Source organism: Afipia sp. GW823-FHT06G09 (assembly GCF_058794875.1).
The window spans coordinates 76,541-91,543 of sequence record NZ_JBXAHF010000003.1; the positions used below are offsets into that span (position 1 = coordinate 76,541).

Annotated in this window: 13 protein-coding genes and 1 pseudogene; 6 read left to right on the forward strand and 8 right to left on the reverse strand. The window is 54.0% G+C overall.

The features are described 5' to 3' along the window. The first annotated feature begins 69 nt into the window (after nt 1–69). The 4 genes from AC1Q67_RS12765 to fabB all read left to right on the forward strand — a co-directional run bounded on the left by AC1Q67_RS12765 (nt 70) and on the right by fabB (nt 4,190). Nucleotides 70–651: a TetR/AcrR family transcriptional regulator gene (locus AC1Q67_RS12765; RefSeq protein ID WP_492236449.1), complete on the forward strand. Its 582-nt coding sequence runs from the start codon at nt 70–72 to the stop codon at nt 649–651. 65 nt (nt 652–716) lie between these two features. Further along, complete coding sequence (locus AC1Q67_RS12770) at nt 717–1,502, forward strand: SDR family NAD(P)-dependent oxidoreductase (protein ID WP_492235789.1); 786 nt, start codon at nt 717–719, stop codon at nt 1,500–1,502. A 111-nt stretch (nt 1,503–1,613) separates the two neighbouring features. Further along, nucleotides 1,614–2,774, forward strand: coding sequence for an iron-containing alcohol dehydrogenase (locus tag AC1Q67_RS12775; RefSeq protein WP_492235790.1), 1,161 nt, complete (start codon nt 1,614–1,616; stop codon nt 2,772–2,774). A 192-nt stretch (nt 2,775–2,966) separates the two neighbouring features. Next, a complete protein-coding gene (gene fabB / locus AC1Q67_RS12780) occupies nt 2,967–4,190 on the forward strand; it encodes a beta-ketoacyl-ACP synthase I (RefSeq protein ID WP_492235791.1) in 1,224 nt (407 codons plus the stop codon). Between the two features lie 237 nt (nt 4,191–4,427). Here the strand turns inward: fabB and AC1Q67_RS12785 are convergent, their stop codons facing one another. Both AC1Q67_RS12785 and AC1Q67_RS12790 read right to left on the reverse strand, forming a co-directional pair. Further along, nucleotides 4,428–5,063 carry a TetR/AcrR family transcriptional regulator gene (locus AC1Q67_RS12785; protein WP_492235792.1) on the reverse strand — a complete coding sequence of 212 codons (636 nt, stop codon included), beginning with the start codon at nt 5,061–5,063 and terminating at the stop codon, nt 4,428–4,430. Between the two features lie 17 nt (nt 5,064–5,080). Beyond that, nucleotides 5,081–5,308 (reverse strand): annotated as a pseudogene (locus AC1Q67_RS12790) (SDR family NAD(P)-dependent oxidoreductase); the annotation flags it as partial. A gap of 170 nt (nt 5,309–5,478) precedes the next feature. On the opposite strand from AC1Q67_RS12790, the gene AC1Q67_RS12795 reads away from it, so the two are divergent. After that, the gene (locus AC1Q67_RS12795) at nt 5,479–6,807 is read left to right on the forward strand and encodes an SCP2 sterol-binding domain-containing protein (protein WP_492235793.1); all 1,329 of its coding nucleotides are present in this window, start codon (nt 5,479–5,481) and stop codon (nt 6,805–6,807) included. A 250-nt stretch (nt 6,808–7,057) separates the two neighbouring features. Here AC1Q67_RS12795 and AC1Q67_RS12800 read toward each other — a convergent pair whose 3' ends face one another. The 5 genes from AC1Q67_RS12800 to AC1Q67_RS12820 all read right to left on the reverse strand — a co-directional run bounded on the left by AC1Q67_RS12800 (nt 7,058) and on the right by AC1Q67_RS12820 (nt 11,472). Further along, the gene (locus AC1Q67_RS12800) at nt 7,058–8,131 is read right to left on the reverse strand and encodes a YeiH family protein (protein WP_492235794.1); all 1,074 of its coding nucleotides are present in this window, start codon (nt 8,129–8,131) and stop codon (nt 7,058–7,060) included. 75 nt (nt 8,132–8,206) lie between these two features. Continuing rightward, nucleotides 8,207–8,683 (reverse strand): MaoC family dehydratase, encoded by a 477-nt coding sequence (locus tag AC1Q67_RS12805; RefSeq protein WP_492235795.1) that lies wholly within the window; start codon nt 8,681–8,683, stop codon nt 8,207–8,209. A gap of 57 nt (nt 8,684–8,740) precedes the next feature. Further along, a complete protein-coding gene (locus AC1Q67_RS12810; protein WP_492235796.1) occupies nt 8,741–9,628 on the reverse strand; it encodes a LysR substrate-binding domain-containing protein in 888 nt (295 codons plus the stop codon). 23 nt (nt 9,629–9,651) lie between these two features. Continuing rightward, nucleotides 9,652–10,443 (reverse strand): SDR family oxidoreductase, encoded by a 792-nt coding sequence (locus AC1Q67_RS12815; protein WP_492235797.1) that lies wholly within the window; start codon nt 10,441–10,443, stop codon nt 9,652–9,654. Between the two features lie 186 nt (nt 10,444–10,629). After that, a complete protein-coding gene (locus tag AC1Q67_RS12820; RefSeq protein ID WP_492235798.1) occupies nt 10,630–11,472 on the reverse strand; it encodes an enoyl-CoA hydratase in 843 nt (280 codons plus the stop codon). Nucleotides 11,473–11,756: 284 nt separating this feature from the next. Here AC1Q67_RS12820 and AC1Q67_RS12825 point away from each other — a divergent pair, with 284 nt between their 5' ends. Next, a complete protein-coding gene (locus tag AC1Q67_RS12825; protein ID WP_492235799.1) occupies nt 11,757–12,893 on the forward strand; it encodes a zinc-binding dehydrogenase in 1,137 nt (378 codons plus the stop codon). Between the two features lie 836 nt (nt 12,894–13,729). Here AC1Q67_RS12825 and AC1Q67_RS12830 read toward each other — a convergent pair. Beyond that, nucleotides 13,730–14,956, reverse strand: a complete 1,227-nt coding sequence (locus AC1Q67_RS12830) for an ABC transporter substrate-binding protein (protein ID WP_492235800.1) — start codon at nt 14,954–14,956, stop codon at nt 13,730–13,732. Between the last annotated feature and the right edge of the window lie 47 nt (nt 14,957–15,003).

Sequence of the window (15,003 nt, forward strand, 5' to 3'; positions counted from 1 at the left end):
GAAATTAGATTGCGTTCTCCTTCTATATTAGATATAGATTTAGAACGCAATCTAATTGGCGAGGAAAATATGAGAGTGAGTCGCGCGAAGGCTGCGGAGAACCGTGTGAAGGTCATCGATGTCGCAAGCCGTCTCTTCAGGAAGCACGGCTTCGATGGGATTGGCCTCAACGATCTCATGCAGAGTGCGGGGCTTACGCAAGGCGCCTTCTACAAGCAGTTCGAATCGAAGGAGGACCTCGCAGTGCAGGCCTGCGAACGCGCGATGGAACGAGGCATCGAGCGATGGTCTGAAGCCGTTGCGGGAGGACCAGAGCAACCGCTTGCTGCGCTGATCGATTTCTACTTTCGGACGGAACACCGCGACGAGTTGGAGGATGGCTGCCCGCTCGCCGCGCTTGGTTCCGATGCCGTTCGCCATGGAGCGGACGTGAAAGCGTCGTTCGAGGCTGGCATCAAGGCGCATCTCGAGATTTTAGACGGTTATATCCCTTCGGCTGACGGTGAAAGCCCGCGAAGAAAATCCATGACTGCACTCGCGACGATGGTTGGCACACTCCTGCTCTCACGCGCCGTGAACGACCAAACTCTTTCCGCAGAGCTTCTTGCTGCGGGTGCCGATGAGGTTAAGCGCGTCTCGACACAACCTTAAAAAGATCACGGCATCCCCCTGCCCGACCGATTTGATCAACGAAACAGGTAACAGGCACACACAGCATGAAGACAACAACCAATTCTTGGATTCTTATCACCGGCGCATCGAGCGGTTTCGGTGAAGAGTTCGCCCGGCAATACGCAGCGAAAGGACATTCACTCGTCCTGGTGGCCCGCCGGTTGGAGAAACTTACGACGTTAGCCGAGGCGTTGCGCAATGACTATCGCGTCGATGTCATCGTCGAGCAGGTCGATCTGTCTAAGATGACGGAGGTGGTCGACTTATATCAACGACTTAAGGAGCGCCGCTTAAGTATAGAAATCTTGATCAACAACGCTGGTTATGGATCGCAAGGACCGTTCCTTGAAGGGTCTCTCACTGACGCGCTGGAAATGTTGGATCTAGATGTGGCGAGTCTGACGGCCATAACATATCTCTTCGCCGAAGACATGCGTACTAAGCGGCGCGGGAAAATTCTCTTGGTTTCCAGTCTACTCGCTTATCAGGGCGTAAAGAACTTTGCAGTCTACGCGGCTGCAAAGGCTTACGTGCTTCGTCTTGGAGAGGCGCTGCACCGTGAGTTTAAGCAAGATGGAATTACAGTAACGACAATCTGTCCGGGTGTGTCCGATACTGGCTTTGCCACGTCGGCACGGCAGAAAATTACACCTATGCTTAAGTTCTTGATGATGAAACCCGGCCCCGTTGTCCGTGCAGGCATACAGGCGCTTGATTCGGGGCGAATCAGCACAACCCCCGGACTCGGTAACAAGGCTTTCGTATTCTTTATGTGGTCCACTCCTCGCTGGCTGCACCAGGCCGTGCTTGCGCGCGTGATGGACGTGTGACACGCGAAAACTTCCATCCACGCATCACATCCGCCTGCCCCACTGATGCCCTTGCGTTCAAGTGAATTGTTATTTTATAGTCACTATGAAATAAGTTTATGGGAGAGATCAATGCGCAAGAGCGGGATTCACAACTTTCCAGCGATGGATCGTGTCGTTTTCGGCAAATCTGCCGCTGAGGCACTGAAGGACGAAGCGACGCGACTCGACGCGAAGCGTGTTTTCCTCATCGTAAGTCGGACCCTAAATACCAAGACCGACGAGATCGAAAAGATCCGCAAGGCGCTGGGTGACCGACATATCAAAACGATGGACGGCATTGCTCAACATACGACACGAAAGGAAGCTGCTGAAATAGGGCAGCACGCCAAGGATGCGGGCGCCGACCTGGTTGTTGCCGTCGGCGGCGGCTCTGCGGTCGATCTTGCGAAAATCGTTATCATGGCAATGGAACATGATATCCGCGACGAGGCGGGCTTCGATCCGTTTGCGGTGGGCCCTGGAATGAGTTTCTCCCCCTTCCGCGCGCCGTCCGTACGGCAAATCGCCATACCTTCGACGCTGAACGGAGGTGAATACAATGCAGCCGCGCTCGTCACAGATGAGCGCAGCAAGCTAAAGCAGATATTTATTCATCCCCAGATGATGCCTATCGCGATCATTCTCGACCCCGCGCTGACCCTGCACACGCCTGCGAATCTCTGGATGGGATCCGGAACACGATCCATGGATCATGGCATCGAAGCATTGTGTTCACCTGCCGGCACGCCTTTGGGAGATGAAGTTGTCCTGGCAGGCATACGCAATCTTCGTGAAGGAATGCTGCTTACTTTAGATCGCCCAGACGATCTAGAGGCGCGCCGACATTCTCAGTACGGCGCGTGGCTCTCCTCGTTCGGCCTTCAGGCACGTATTCCGATGGGAGCAAGCCACGGCATTGGCCATGTACTGGGAGGCACGTTCAATGTGCCCCATTACTATTGTACGCCGGTCATCATGCCAAGCCTTCTCCGATACAACAAGCCGTTCACCGAAGATGCGCAAAAGCGTTTAGCCGCTGCTCTTGGCGCCCCGGGAGAAGAGGCTGCAGACGCCTTTGTGCGTTTTAACACTAAACTCGGGTTACCCGGTCGACTCGCCGACGTCGGCATTGCCGAGGACAAGTTTGCCCAGATTAGCAAGATCGCGATCAATCATCGATTCGTTCAGGCCAACCCTCGCCCCTTTAAAAGTGAAGCTGACATCATCGGTTTGCTGCGAATGGCCGCTTAGTAAGTGCCGAAAGATAACGAAGGTCAGGGCGGATGATCATGAACTCACTTCTGGAATAGGATCGTCCTTACATTCTGACCGCTCCGACGGCTGGCGGAAAGGCTCGCTGACGAGGTGCTCTGGACCATGTCCGGCGAAGTCTTCATCATCGCCATGCAGTAACGCGCATGCTTGGAAACCATCGAGGCGATCATGAGGCGGGTTGTGGTTACGGGAATGGGTATTGTTTCGTCCATCGGAAGCAACACCCAGGAAGTGCTCGCGAGTCTTCACGAGGCTAAGTCGGGCATTTCGAGTGCGGAAATCTACGCTAAGATGGGTTTCCGCTCGCACGTTCACGGCGCACCGACGCTCAATTCCGCAGATGTCGTCGACCGTCGCGCAATGCGGTTCCTCGGCGAGGGCGCCGCATGGAATCATGTTGCGATGGAGCAGGCGATCCGCGATGCGGGGCTTGAGCCATCCGACATTTCCAACGAGCGGACCGGCATCATCATGGGATCGGGCGGTCCGTCCACGAGGACCATCGTGGAGTCGGCCGACATCGCCCGCACCAAGGGTCCGAAGCGCGTCGGCCCGTTCGCCGTGCCAAAGGCGATGTCGTCATCCCCGTCTGCGACGCTCGCGACCTGGTTCAAGATCAAGGGCGTGAATTATTCCATCTCGTCGGCCTGCGCGACATCCAATCATTGCGTCGGCAACGCCTATGAGATGATTCAGTGGGACAAGCAGGACGTGATGTTTGCCGGAGGATGCGAGGAACTGGATTGGACACTCACGGTTTTGTTCGATGCAATGGGCGCGCTGTCGACAAAATACAACGAAACGCCTGCGGTCGCTTCGCGCGCTTATGACAAGAATCGCGACGGTTTCGTCATCTCGGCGGGTGCCGGTGTCTTGGTGCTCGAAGAGTTTGAGCGCGCCAAGGCGCGCGGCGCCAAAATCTACGGCGAGATCGTGGGGTATGGCGCGACAGCGGACGGCGTAGATATGGTCGCGCCGTCAGGCGAAGGCGCTGTGCGCTGCATGCGTTTGGCGATGGCCAATGTCGGCCCGAAGATCGACTATATCAATCCTCATGCAACATCGACCGAAGTCGGGGACCTCAAGGAGATCGAGGCAATTCGCAACGTATTTGGCTCCGGCGACAAATGCCCGCCTATCTCGGCGACAAAATCCTTGACGGGCCATTCCCAGGGCGCGACCGGTGTTCACGAGTCGATCTATTCGCTGCTGATGATGACCAACAATTTCATCTGTGAGAGCGCCAATATCACTAACCTTGATCCGGCGTTCGCCGATATGCCGATCGTGCGCAAGCGAATCGACAACGCCAGGATCGGAACCGTTCTGTCGAATTCATTCGGCTTCGGCGGCACCAACGCGACGCTCGTGTTCAAACGGCTCGACGCTTGAGATTTTTGGCTTCAGCTATCGGGTGTCAAGACCGGACCTCCCGGCCATTCCAATTTTGAATCCGGATACGCCGCCACGGATACATGGCGCGGACGTTCAATATCTCGATGGGGCGTACCATGATGGTGGGCATAGCTGCGCGAGTGATCTCTGCACAGGAGTAGTCTTCTACCGTCTGCAACATCAATCTTTTGGTCTCTCCACTCAGGGACTAGTTTAACAACTATAGCCGTTGGCTCAGGGAATGACAGATTCGCGCCTGGAAATCTTGCCGAGAGCTTTCTGAATAAACCTTATCTGGTCGTGCAACCCTGCTTCGGTATCTTCACCACGTTGCACACATTGCTCGATGAGAATCGGATGAAAGAAGGAGATGAAAGCCGTCCTGATTGCGCGCGCCGTCCTGGCGGGATCTTGGACCTCGAACTCTCTCGTCTCATTGCCATCACGTATTATTTTTTCGAGGATCGACTCTATCTGCTCAATGTAAGCCTTGATGACCAGCCGATTGCCCTGCATGGCGGCAACCATCAGGTCGTGCATTGGCTTTTCTTTGATCAGTATTTTCTTGTTGTGGTGATAAATGGCAGTCAGAATATCCCCTAGCCTTTCCAAGGCCGGCGCATTTGTGTGGGCGATCGCTAAGGCAACCTCAGCTACTGCATTGGCAAGCCGACTGCAGACGGATTCGTTGATGGCATCCTTGGACGGGAAAAAGCGATAGACATTCGCTCGGCTCATCCCGAGCTCGGATGCGATGTCCGCTACTGACGTCTTATGGTAACCGATGAGGCGGAATTGCTTTTCCGCGACCTCCAGAATACGCGTGCGCACTTCGTCGGAGTTCATTTCCGTTCCGGCCAAACGATTCATGCTTCTTCCCAAAATGCCTCGATGCGACCCGCCGCTGCCAGCACGTCTTTGACCAATTTCGCCACGGAAGCGTCATCAGTCACGTCACAAGTCAGCATTGAAATGCCATCGACTCTTGCGCCGGCCGCGCAAAGATCGGCTCCGAATACGCGATAGCCTCCGTTCTGCAGAGCCTCGGCTGTTGCATGTCCGATACCGGACGATGCTCCCGTCACAAGGGCTACCGTAGGATTGGTCATGTTCATGGCCATCACTTCTTTCTTCAAACTGCATTCCGTTTTGAAATGGATACGTGCGCGACTGTTGATACTTTTATATCCATAGTCACTTGTATTTTAAAAGTTACTATAGCACAATACAGTCGGGTGAAGTCTTAATCACCATGCCGATACTGAGGCAAATGCGAGATGCGTACATGACAGGACTTCGTGATCATCCGATTGCCGAGCGCGTGCGGGCCAAGACGCCAATCCCGCCACCAACGCTAACGCGGGAAGAGCTTAAAACCCTAGCGCGCGAGTGCGGAGCCGATGACTGCGGCGTTGTGAGTCTCGATGATCCAGCCCTCGCAGACGAACGACCGCATATCCACCGGGCGTTTCCCTCGGCACGTATTGCCGTTTCGATTGTCCGCAGAATGCACAAGGCGCCGATACGCTCTCCAGCGCGATCTGTCGCCAACAATGAATTCCACAACGTGAGCCATGACGTCGAAGACGTTTGCCGAGCCCTAGTGCGCCGCTTAGAAGACCTAGGGGTCGCGGCTCTCAATCCGGCCATGGCCTTCCCAATGGAGATGGACGGCTTTTCGCAGCGCGGGTGGATCGTTTCACATAAGCTCGTGGCCGAAGCTTCTGGCGTGGGCAAGCGCGGCGTTCACCGGAGCGTCATCCATCCAAAGTTCGGAAGCTTCATCTTGCTGGGCACCGTGCTGGTCGATATCGATCTCGACGCGCCGGGAGCTCCACTCGACTACAATCCATGTTTCGAGTGCAAGCTTTGTGTCGTCGCTTGCCCCGTCGGGGCCATTAAGCCCGATGGTCACTTCGATTTCTCGTCCTGCTTGAATCACAACTATCAGCAATTCATGGGGGGTTTTACTCACTGGATCGAGGACATTGCCGACTCTAAGTCGGCAAAGGATTACAGCGAACGCCATCCGCCGAGTGAAACAGTCCAACGATGGCAAAGTCTTTCGTACGGCCCGAATTATAACGCCGCTTACTGTTTGGCGGCCTGCCCCGCTGGCGAGGACGTCCTTGGTGGATTTCTCGCCGATCGTAAAAAGCATGTCGAGACGATCGTCAAACCTCTCCAGGAGAAGAAAGAGACTCTGTACGTCGTCGCCAATTCGGATGCGGCGGAGCATGCAGCGAAGCGATTTCCCCATAAGACGCTTCGCTACGTACGCAACGCCGCGAGAGCGGGCAGTATTGCACAGTTTCTATTCGGCATGAGACTGGGCTTCCAACGAGGCAAGGCGAAAGACCTAAACGCGACTTATCACTTCGTTTTCACAGGTGCAGAGCCAGCAGAAGCGACGGTGACCATCCGGGATCAGACGCTGTCCGTTATGAAAGGGCTCGAAGGAACAGCGGATCTCCGCGTGCAAGCCGATTCGAGCGCTTGGCTGAAATTTCTTGGTGGGCGCCTCTCTATCGTGCGGGCCCTCGCAACGCGCAAAATTCGCATACACGGTCCACCGCGCCTTATGAAGGCGTTTTCGGCCTGCTTTCCGAAATAACCGTCTGACAATGCTGTGTCACGAGCATCGGCGCTTAAGTCCGGAGGATCACGGATCGCGAGTAATCCGCGTTCGTTCTTTGATAAATCGAAGTGGAGGCTTGTGATGGGTAGCTTGGACATCGAAGGAAATCTAGGGAGCCGGCAACTGCGCTGTGACCTTGGAGCAAGAGGCTGCATAACGTCACCGCCCCGCGAGCTCATAATCATTCCCAATATCTGACATTCCATAACGCGTCATTCCGCGAATTCTAAAGCCAGACTTGAACTAGGAAAAGACTGACGCCTGCGATAATAAGCGACGCGCAAAAACTCAGGAAGAGCGGACGCAGGCCACGTTCCCATAACTTGTGAATATTGGTGGCGAGGCCGATGGCCGCCAGCGCCATCGTTAGACAGAACATCGCCGCAGTGGCGACAACGAATTTTACATCGGCAGGTATAGCGAGCAGGCTGTTGAGCGACACAACAGCCAGAAATGCTAAGATAAACGGCGGCAAGGATAACCTGCGAAAACGACCTGTCCGAGCAGAGATCGAGTCATTGCCGACGCACCCAAGAGCGAGAACGACTGGCGCCAAAAGCGCTACTCGCATCAATTTGGCTACCGTTCCATACTCCCCTGCCCGATCGCCGCCTTGAAAGGCAGCCCCAACAACCTGTGCAACTTCGTGCACTGACGATCCAATCCAAACACCGTAATGATACTGATCTAACTGCAGAACAGGCATGAGAGCCGGGAAAGCAAACATCGCGACCGTGCCGCAAAGCGTAACGCACGCGAGCGCGTAAGCGACCTCTTCATCGCTTCCCCGGGACACAGCGTTCGTCGCAACGATTGCGGACGCTCCACAGATCGAGGTGCCAGCCGCAATCAGCTGAGTTAACGAATGACTGACACCTAAGAGCGAACCAAGCGCAATAGTCGTCACCATAGTAAGCGTGAGGGAGACAACGACAACGACCGCCGCCAAAAGGCCCATGTCGTGAATCTGACCCCAATTCAACTGAAATCCCAGCAGCACGATTGCAAATCGCAATAGTGGCCGAGATACAAACGCCAGCCCCTCGCGGCTCACCTTGTATCTCATACTAACCCTGTTCAAGATCATCCCCATGGCAACCGCCATGATCATGGGACTGATCACGGAAATGTACGAAATATTATGAAGCGCGACCGCCGCGCCTGTGATCGTTCCGCAAACTAAAACGGCAGCGATCGTTTCCTTTAAATTGGAAAGAAACGGCGGTTTCGACGGCGTGGCAATCTCATAGGAGTTAGACGACATACGCTTGTTACAGCGCGAGATGCCCTTGGCGTCCAATGTAAACAATGGATCGAATTGATCGCATTACTGCATCAGTCGGTCGCGACTGAGGCAAAAGCAGCCGCAATGAAACTAGCCAGGCCTTTTCATAAGCAGATTCATTGCCTGCATCGTGCAAACAACTTCTTGATTTTGATTGACCCCCTCAAGGTATGACACCACCAATCCCCTATCAGCCTTTGAGCGCGAGGGTTGCGAATTGAGTACCGACACCCGCAACTTCAGGCAATCTCCCGGTCTTACAGGACGATGCCAGCGCAATTCATTTACACCGGGCGATGCCAGACTACCGACCGCCGAGAGATAATGGTCGACGTAAAGTCGCATCAGCATGGATACCGTGTGCCATCCACTGGCAATCAAACCGCCATAAGGGCCTTGCTCAGATTTCGTTGCATCGACATGCATAACCTGCGGATCATACTTCTCGGCAAAATCAATGATATCGTTTTTGTCGATGCAGATTGGGCCGAATTCATACGACTCGCCGACTCGATAATCTTCAAAATACCGGTCGTGGATGAAGCCTTGGAACGTAGTTTGCGTCATGGCGGCGATGCCATCCTGATGAGATCGATTAGTCGGCGCGAAGACATCGGCTTTGAATTACGATGTCGGCGTTATTCCAAAAATTGACCTAACGGCCGTTTCGGTCTGGTTGGCATGCCGCTCCTTATGCCGCAAAACAAAGAATGGTCGCCCGGGAAGGTCGCATTTGATACGGCAAATATCATCAGACAAATGCTGAGCGACGACCAGATTGGAAATCGCGGCAGCTGAATTTCCTGCGGCCACCAAAGCGCGAATGGCCTCATTTGAGGGGACTTCAAAGGCTATCGTCAAATCCTGCGGATTAAGACCGAACCCTTTTAGCGCCGTTTCAAACATCGATCGCGTGCCCGAACCCTTTTCGCGAAGTATCCAACTAGTTTCCATAAAGCATTGCGGGCTAACTTCATCGCGTTGGGCCCACGGATGATTTGCGCCTACGATGACGACGAGCGAATCGCCCTCTATCTCCTGAATAACAAGCGCAGGGCGGTCGATAACACCTTCAATAAAACCGAGATCGGCATCCCCGTCTTCAACTAATTCAGTAACTTGCTGTGTGTTTCCGATTGCGATCTGCAAGTTGATCTCTGGGTGTTCAGCCCTGAAACGCTGCAAACGTATTGGCAACCAGTAGTTTGCTATCGTCTGACTGGCCGCAATGGTCATCGATCCGCGCTTGAGTCCCGCCAGATCATGCAAAGTCTGCCTTGCAGATGCTGCTTGCGAAACAACCGCTCTGGCCTCCTTCAAAAATGCTCGGCCTTCTTGCGTTAACACGACGCCGCGACCTACTCGATCGAACAAGCGCACCTTGTATCGTTCTTCCAAAGTGCTCACCGCTACGCTTGCGGCCGATTGAGTCATGTTGAGCGCCTTCGCAGCTTTCGTGACGTGCTGGTTTTCAGCGACGCTTATGAAAACACGAAGCTGCTCAAGAGTCATCCGGAGGACCTTTCAAAGCTCGATCAGGAGCTTGACATCACCGCAGTCAAACCACCGTCGATGGCGAGCGTTTGGCCGGTAATGTGCTTGCCGGCGTCGCTTGCAAACAGCAGAGTTGCACCTTTCAGATCATTTTCGTCGCCAATTCTTTGGAGCGGGACGCCTGCGACCAGCTTTTCCATTCCAACAGATTCCAGAATTCCGTTCGTCATTTTTGAACGAAAGAATCCCGGAGCAAGCGAATTGACGGTGATGCCGTGCCTGCCCCAGCTTCCTGCTAACGCTCGGGTAAAATTCACTACAGCACCCTTGCTTGTGTTGTAGGCAATCGTCTGCATGGCGCCCGAACTTCCACGCAATCCTGCGACCGAAGCGAGGTTGACTATGCGGCCGTAGCGGTTGGGGATCATGGAGCGTTTGCCGATTTGCTGGCTGAGCAGAAACAGCGAGCGAATATTGAGATTCATCACCTTGTCCCATGCCTCGATAGGGTGATCTTCAGTCAGCGCGCCCCATGTCGCACCAGCATTATTGATCAGAATATCGACCCGTCCCAGTTTGGCGATCGCTTCTTGAGCCAGGCGCAACACATCCTCGTCCTTCGAGCAATCGGCAGCGATCCAGTCCGCATCTATCGCCAGAGCGGCAAGATGGATTTTGGCTTGCTCCAGATCCGCCGCTCTTCGCGATGACAAAATAATCTTCGCGCCATTCTCGCCGAGAGCTTCGGCGATCTGAAGTCCAAGTCCGCGCGAACCTCCCGTGACAAGAGCCGTCTTGCCGGTCAAATCAAATGCCTTCCTCGAGCTTCCCATCTAAATACTCTTTCATTGTCAGTTATTGGCGATTACGCCTGACGCGCCCGCGGACGTTACGCAACAGAACCTTCCGTGCCAGTGATTTTGAGAGACTGCCGAATGACTCGCTTGCTTCGTCGTTCCGAACTAATCCGGCTATTGCCGGCGCGAACGAAGCCCGCGTTGGCGCTGGCTTCGCGTGCTTTAGTTGCCGGTGAACACGGGCTTACGCTTCTCCATGAACGCCTGCACCGCTTCTTTGTGATCCGCGCTGGTAGCGGAGTAATTGAGGCGCGCTGCCTCATTATTGAGCGCGGTATCGAAATCGCAGGTGACGGCGTCGTCCAGGTTGTCCTTTATGTATCGCAACGCGATAGAAGGCCCGTTCGCCATGGTTTTGGCCATCGCGAACGCTTCTTCCTGCAACTTGTCGTCCGGAACGACGCGGTTGAACAGACCTATGGCTTCGCAGCGTTTCGCATCGACCTTTTGGGGCAGCATAAGCAATTCGCGGGCGTGAGCGTTTCCGACCGCGCGCGTCAGAAGCCACGCGATGCCATAGTCGCCGCTCAGGCCGATGGCCAGATAGCCAGTCGTGACGTAGGCGGATTGAGCGGCAATGCGGATGTCGCAGGCCAGCGCAATTGCAAGTCCGGCACCGATTGCAAAGCCGGGAAGGGCGGCAATCGTCGGCTTGCGCATGGCGATAATGGCGCCGGTCGTTTTTTTCTGCTTGTCCTGCAACTCGGCGATCTTGTCTTCGATGGGGCGTGCCTGGCGTGCGGGATTGTTCTGGCCCATGCCCTTGATGTTGCCGCCCGCGCTGAACATCCCACCAGCGCCCGTGATGATGACGGCGCCGATCGCTGGATCTTCGCCGCACTCTTGATAAAGCTTGCGCAGCGTCGGCGCCATGGCGTCGGACATTGAGTTCTTTGCTGCTGGATTGTTTAGCGTAATGGTCGCCACGCGGTCGCGAACCGTGAACAGAACTTCTTCGGTGCCGGTGTCCTTGATGATTTCAGATGCCTTCATAGGGCTTCCCATCTCCAATCTTCATGCCTAGTCAAAATTCACGTTTACCGCGGCCGCGTGAGCGCGGACGTAGAGCTTGACAGATTGTTACTGACTATACAGTATGTTGTCAAAGACTATGAAAATTTCAATATTTTCACAACATTATCAAGGCTTTAGAGAATTCTGAAGCGGAGGCCTGCGACCCATACGCCTAGCATAAGCATCTCGCGAATGGCCGACTGACCCGTCTGCACAAGCCAGAGATATTCCTTCCAAAACCAAATTTTACCAGCAACTGAGAGGTCACTCGCACCATGAAGCCAGAAACAAGCCTACAATTGCGATCGCTAATTACAGCAAGTGGCGAGTTAGAACTCCGCCTGGTTCAAGTAAGCGTCGTAGATCCTGCGCCGGACGAGGTAGTCGTGCGCATTGAAGCGACTCCCATCAATCCCTCCGATCTCGGCAATTTGTTGGGTGCAGCCGATTTGAGGACCGCGACAGAGGAAGGCTCGGCGGAAGATCCAGTCGTAAAAGCCGCCGTGCCTCCGGCGGCGATGAGGGCCTTAGCACCTCGCGTAGGTAACGCCCTGCTCGTCGGCAACGAAGGCGCCGGCACTGTAATCAACGCCGGATCATCTTCCGAAGCACAAGCGTTGATAGGAAAGAAAGTGGGAATTTACGGCGGCGCGATGTACACGCAGTATCGCACCATTAATGTGGCCAACTGTTTCCTTCTTCCGGACGATGCGACTGCCGCTGATGGAGCGTCCACATTCGTCAATCCGATCACCGCACTTGGAATGATCGAAACCATGCGCAGCGAAGGTCATGTCGCATTAGTTCATACGGCCGCAGCCTCGAATCTCGGCCAAATGCTCAATAAAATCTGCATTAAAGACGGTATCGAACTCGTCAACATTGTTCGGTCGCAGGAACAAGCGAACCTTCTCAAATCCATCGGCGCGAAACATATTTGCGATTCAACATCGCCGACGTTCTTTAAAGAGCTTACTGATGCCATCTACGTCACCAATGCGACGTTAGCATTCGATGCGATCGGCGGCGGTAAACTCGCCAGCACAATACTCACCTGCATGGAACTCGCTGCAAACAAGGATAAAAACGAATACAGCAACTACGGAACGTCCGTTTACAAACAGGTTTATATTTATGGGGCGCTTGACCTTGGCCCCACCGAACTCCGGCGCAGCTTCGGAATGACTTGGGGTGTAGGCGGATGGCTGCTTGACAATTTTCTTATCAAGACCGGGCAAAGCGGCGTTGCCAAACTACGTGACCGGGTCAGGGCCGAGCTAAAAACAACATTTTCAAGTCACTATACGCGGACCATCTCGCTTCAAGAGGCCCTCATGCTCGAAAATTTGAAAGTTTTTTCGCGCAACAAGACCGGCGAGAAATTCTTGATCAATCCTCATAAGACAAACTAGAGAAAACGGAAACCTTTCAGCCCTTTGCCGGTATGCCAAAGAGCGCGGCCTCTCACGTGCGTGAGAGGAGGCCGCGAACGGTTCGTTAAGCCGCCATTTTCTCTGATGCAAGGCGTTCCATGGCCGGATCGAGATGACTTAACTTGCGGCAGGTTAGCGCCAACTGAAGCTCTTCGGGTCATTGATGCTGATCTCGGGCAGCAACATTGGTAGCCCCATGTTTTTCAGGTTTTTCGCTTGCCTGACGATACTCTCCGCGACAGATCGCTCCCGAACTGTTGAAAAAGCCGCTTGAGAAGGACTCCTTGCGGATATCCGTTCTTTACAAAGGTATCAGCAACATCGGGCCCTGCATGTAGACGAAAGCCGGATAGCTCTGCATCCCACCATTGTTGGTCCATTGCGTACCAGTCGCGTCCGTCATGTTCGCGCCAACTATCAAGCCGACCGACTTGTCGAAACCGGCAGGTTTTCAGGGACGTGCTCGCCCAACCCGACAAGACGTTGAGTGTAATTGACGGCTTCCAGCCAAGCTCGTCAACTTTACGAATAGCCTGCGCTGCAAACTTTGGCGTCCCAGCTCCTCGCAGTAGCCGAAGCCCCGACCTCTTCAAATTTACAATCTGCGAGTCCACCGTCGTGGTCGGCAATTTCGAAAGGAACAGCAATAGCCCTAGCGTCGAAATCATCTCTAACAATTGACTTGAAGGCTGTTAATAGAGGATCCCGTACTTGGCGTTGGAAGCGTGTCAGGCGGCGAGATTGTTGCGCTCCTTGAGCGCGGCTGGAAGGCTCGACATCGAGATGTGTGCCGAGCCCCAGGCCGACTGCCAGCATCATTCCCTGTTAGAAACGTCCTCAGTCTCATCCTGGAGGACCCCCCCGAACAGGGCCCACTTTTCTCCATCAAATCGACCTAGCTGCAATTGCTGGATCGGAAAATAGTCGGTCTTGGAAGTTTTGAGCTTTATGCCCGGCAAAAGCATTGGCAATTCGACGTCATTGAGGGACGACGCCTTAGCCATGATATTAGTTCGGGAAAAATCGTCCCCGCATGCGACCAGAACAGCGCGAAACGATTGCCCGACGCTGTAGGCAATGGCATTGAAAAGATTTTCTGGATCGCCGCTGGAGTAATACGTCTTCATCCAATTGCGGTATTCAAGCATGGCCGGATCCTTGATCCACTGCGGATCGGACGGCTCTTTCACATAGAAAGCAGAGATAATGTCTTTTGAGGCATCGACACCGGCCGGCTTTAGAACAGTGTTAATGCTTGAAGAAATCGAGGTTATAAGATGAAGAGGTTTCCAGCCAACCGCGTGAGCCGATTTAATAGCTTGAGCCGCAAATCTCGTGGTAGCCGCATTGTAGAAGACATCGACACCCGCAGACTTCATCGAAACAATCTGTGAATCAATTGTGGGATCGGCCACTTCATACTTTTGAACTGAAACAATCATCTGGTCAGCCCGAGACCCAAGCGCAGACTTTAGCGCTTCTAAAGCATCGCGACCCAAATCATCGTTCTGGTAGAGTATGCCGATCTTGGCGTTCGGCTTTGTGTCCAGGATGTATTTGCCAAATATTTTAGCCTCAAGCACGATGGTCGGAAGCCAACCTATGGTCCAGGGATACTTACCGGGATTGTTGAACCTGCCGCTTGCTGCGACCGAGAACAGTTGCGGAATCTTTTTTTCATTCAGATATTTCTGAACAGAGGCGTTTGGCGGAGTTCCAAGAAGTCCCAGCACAAGCTCCACTTGATCGCTTTCCACTAGGCGGCGAACCTGCTCCACCGTCTTAGGAGGACTATAAGAGTCATCATAACTAATGAACTTGATCTTGCGCCCGCCTACGCCTCCCTGCGCATTGAGCATGTCAAAGTAAGCACTGAGAGCTTTGCCGATCGTTGCATAGCCCGAGGCCGGGCCGCTGTAGGGAGAAGTGTTGCCGATCACGATTTCAGCGCTAAGGGTTCCGCTCGTTCCGATAGATAGAAAGGAAGCGGAGGCAGCTGCCAAAATAGCTATATATTTTCTAGTATTGCGCCAGATGCTCATTTTGTTCTCCCGTTTGAACATAAATCAGGGTTCTGCTCGCCAGTCTG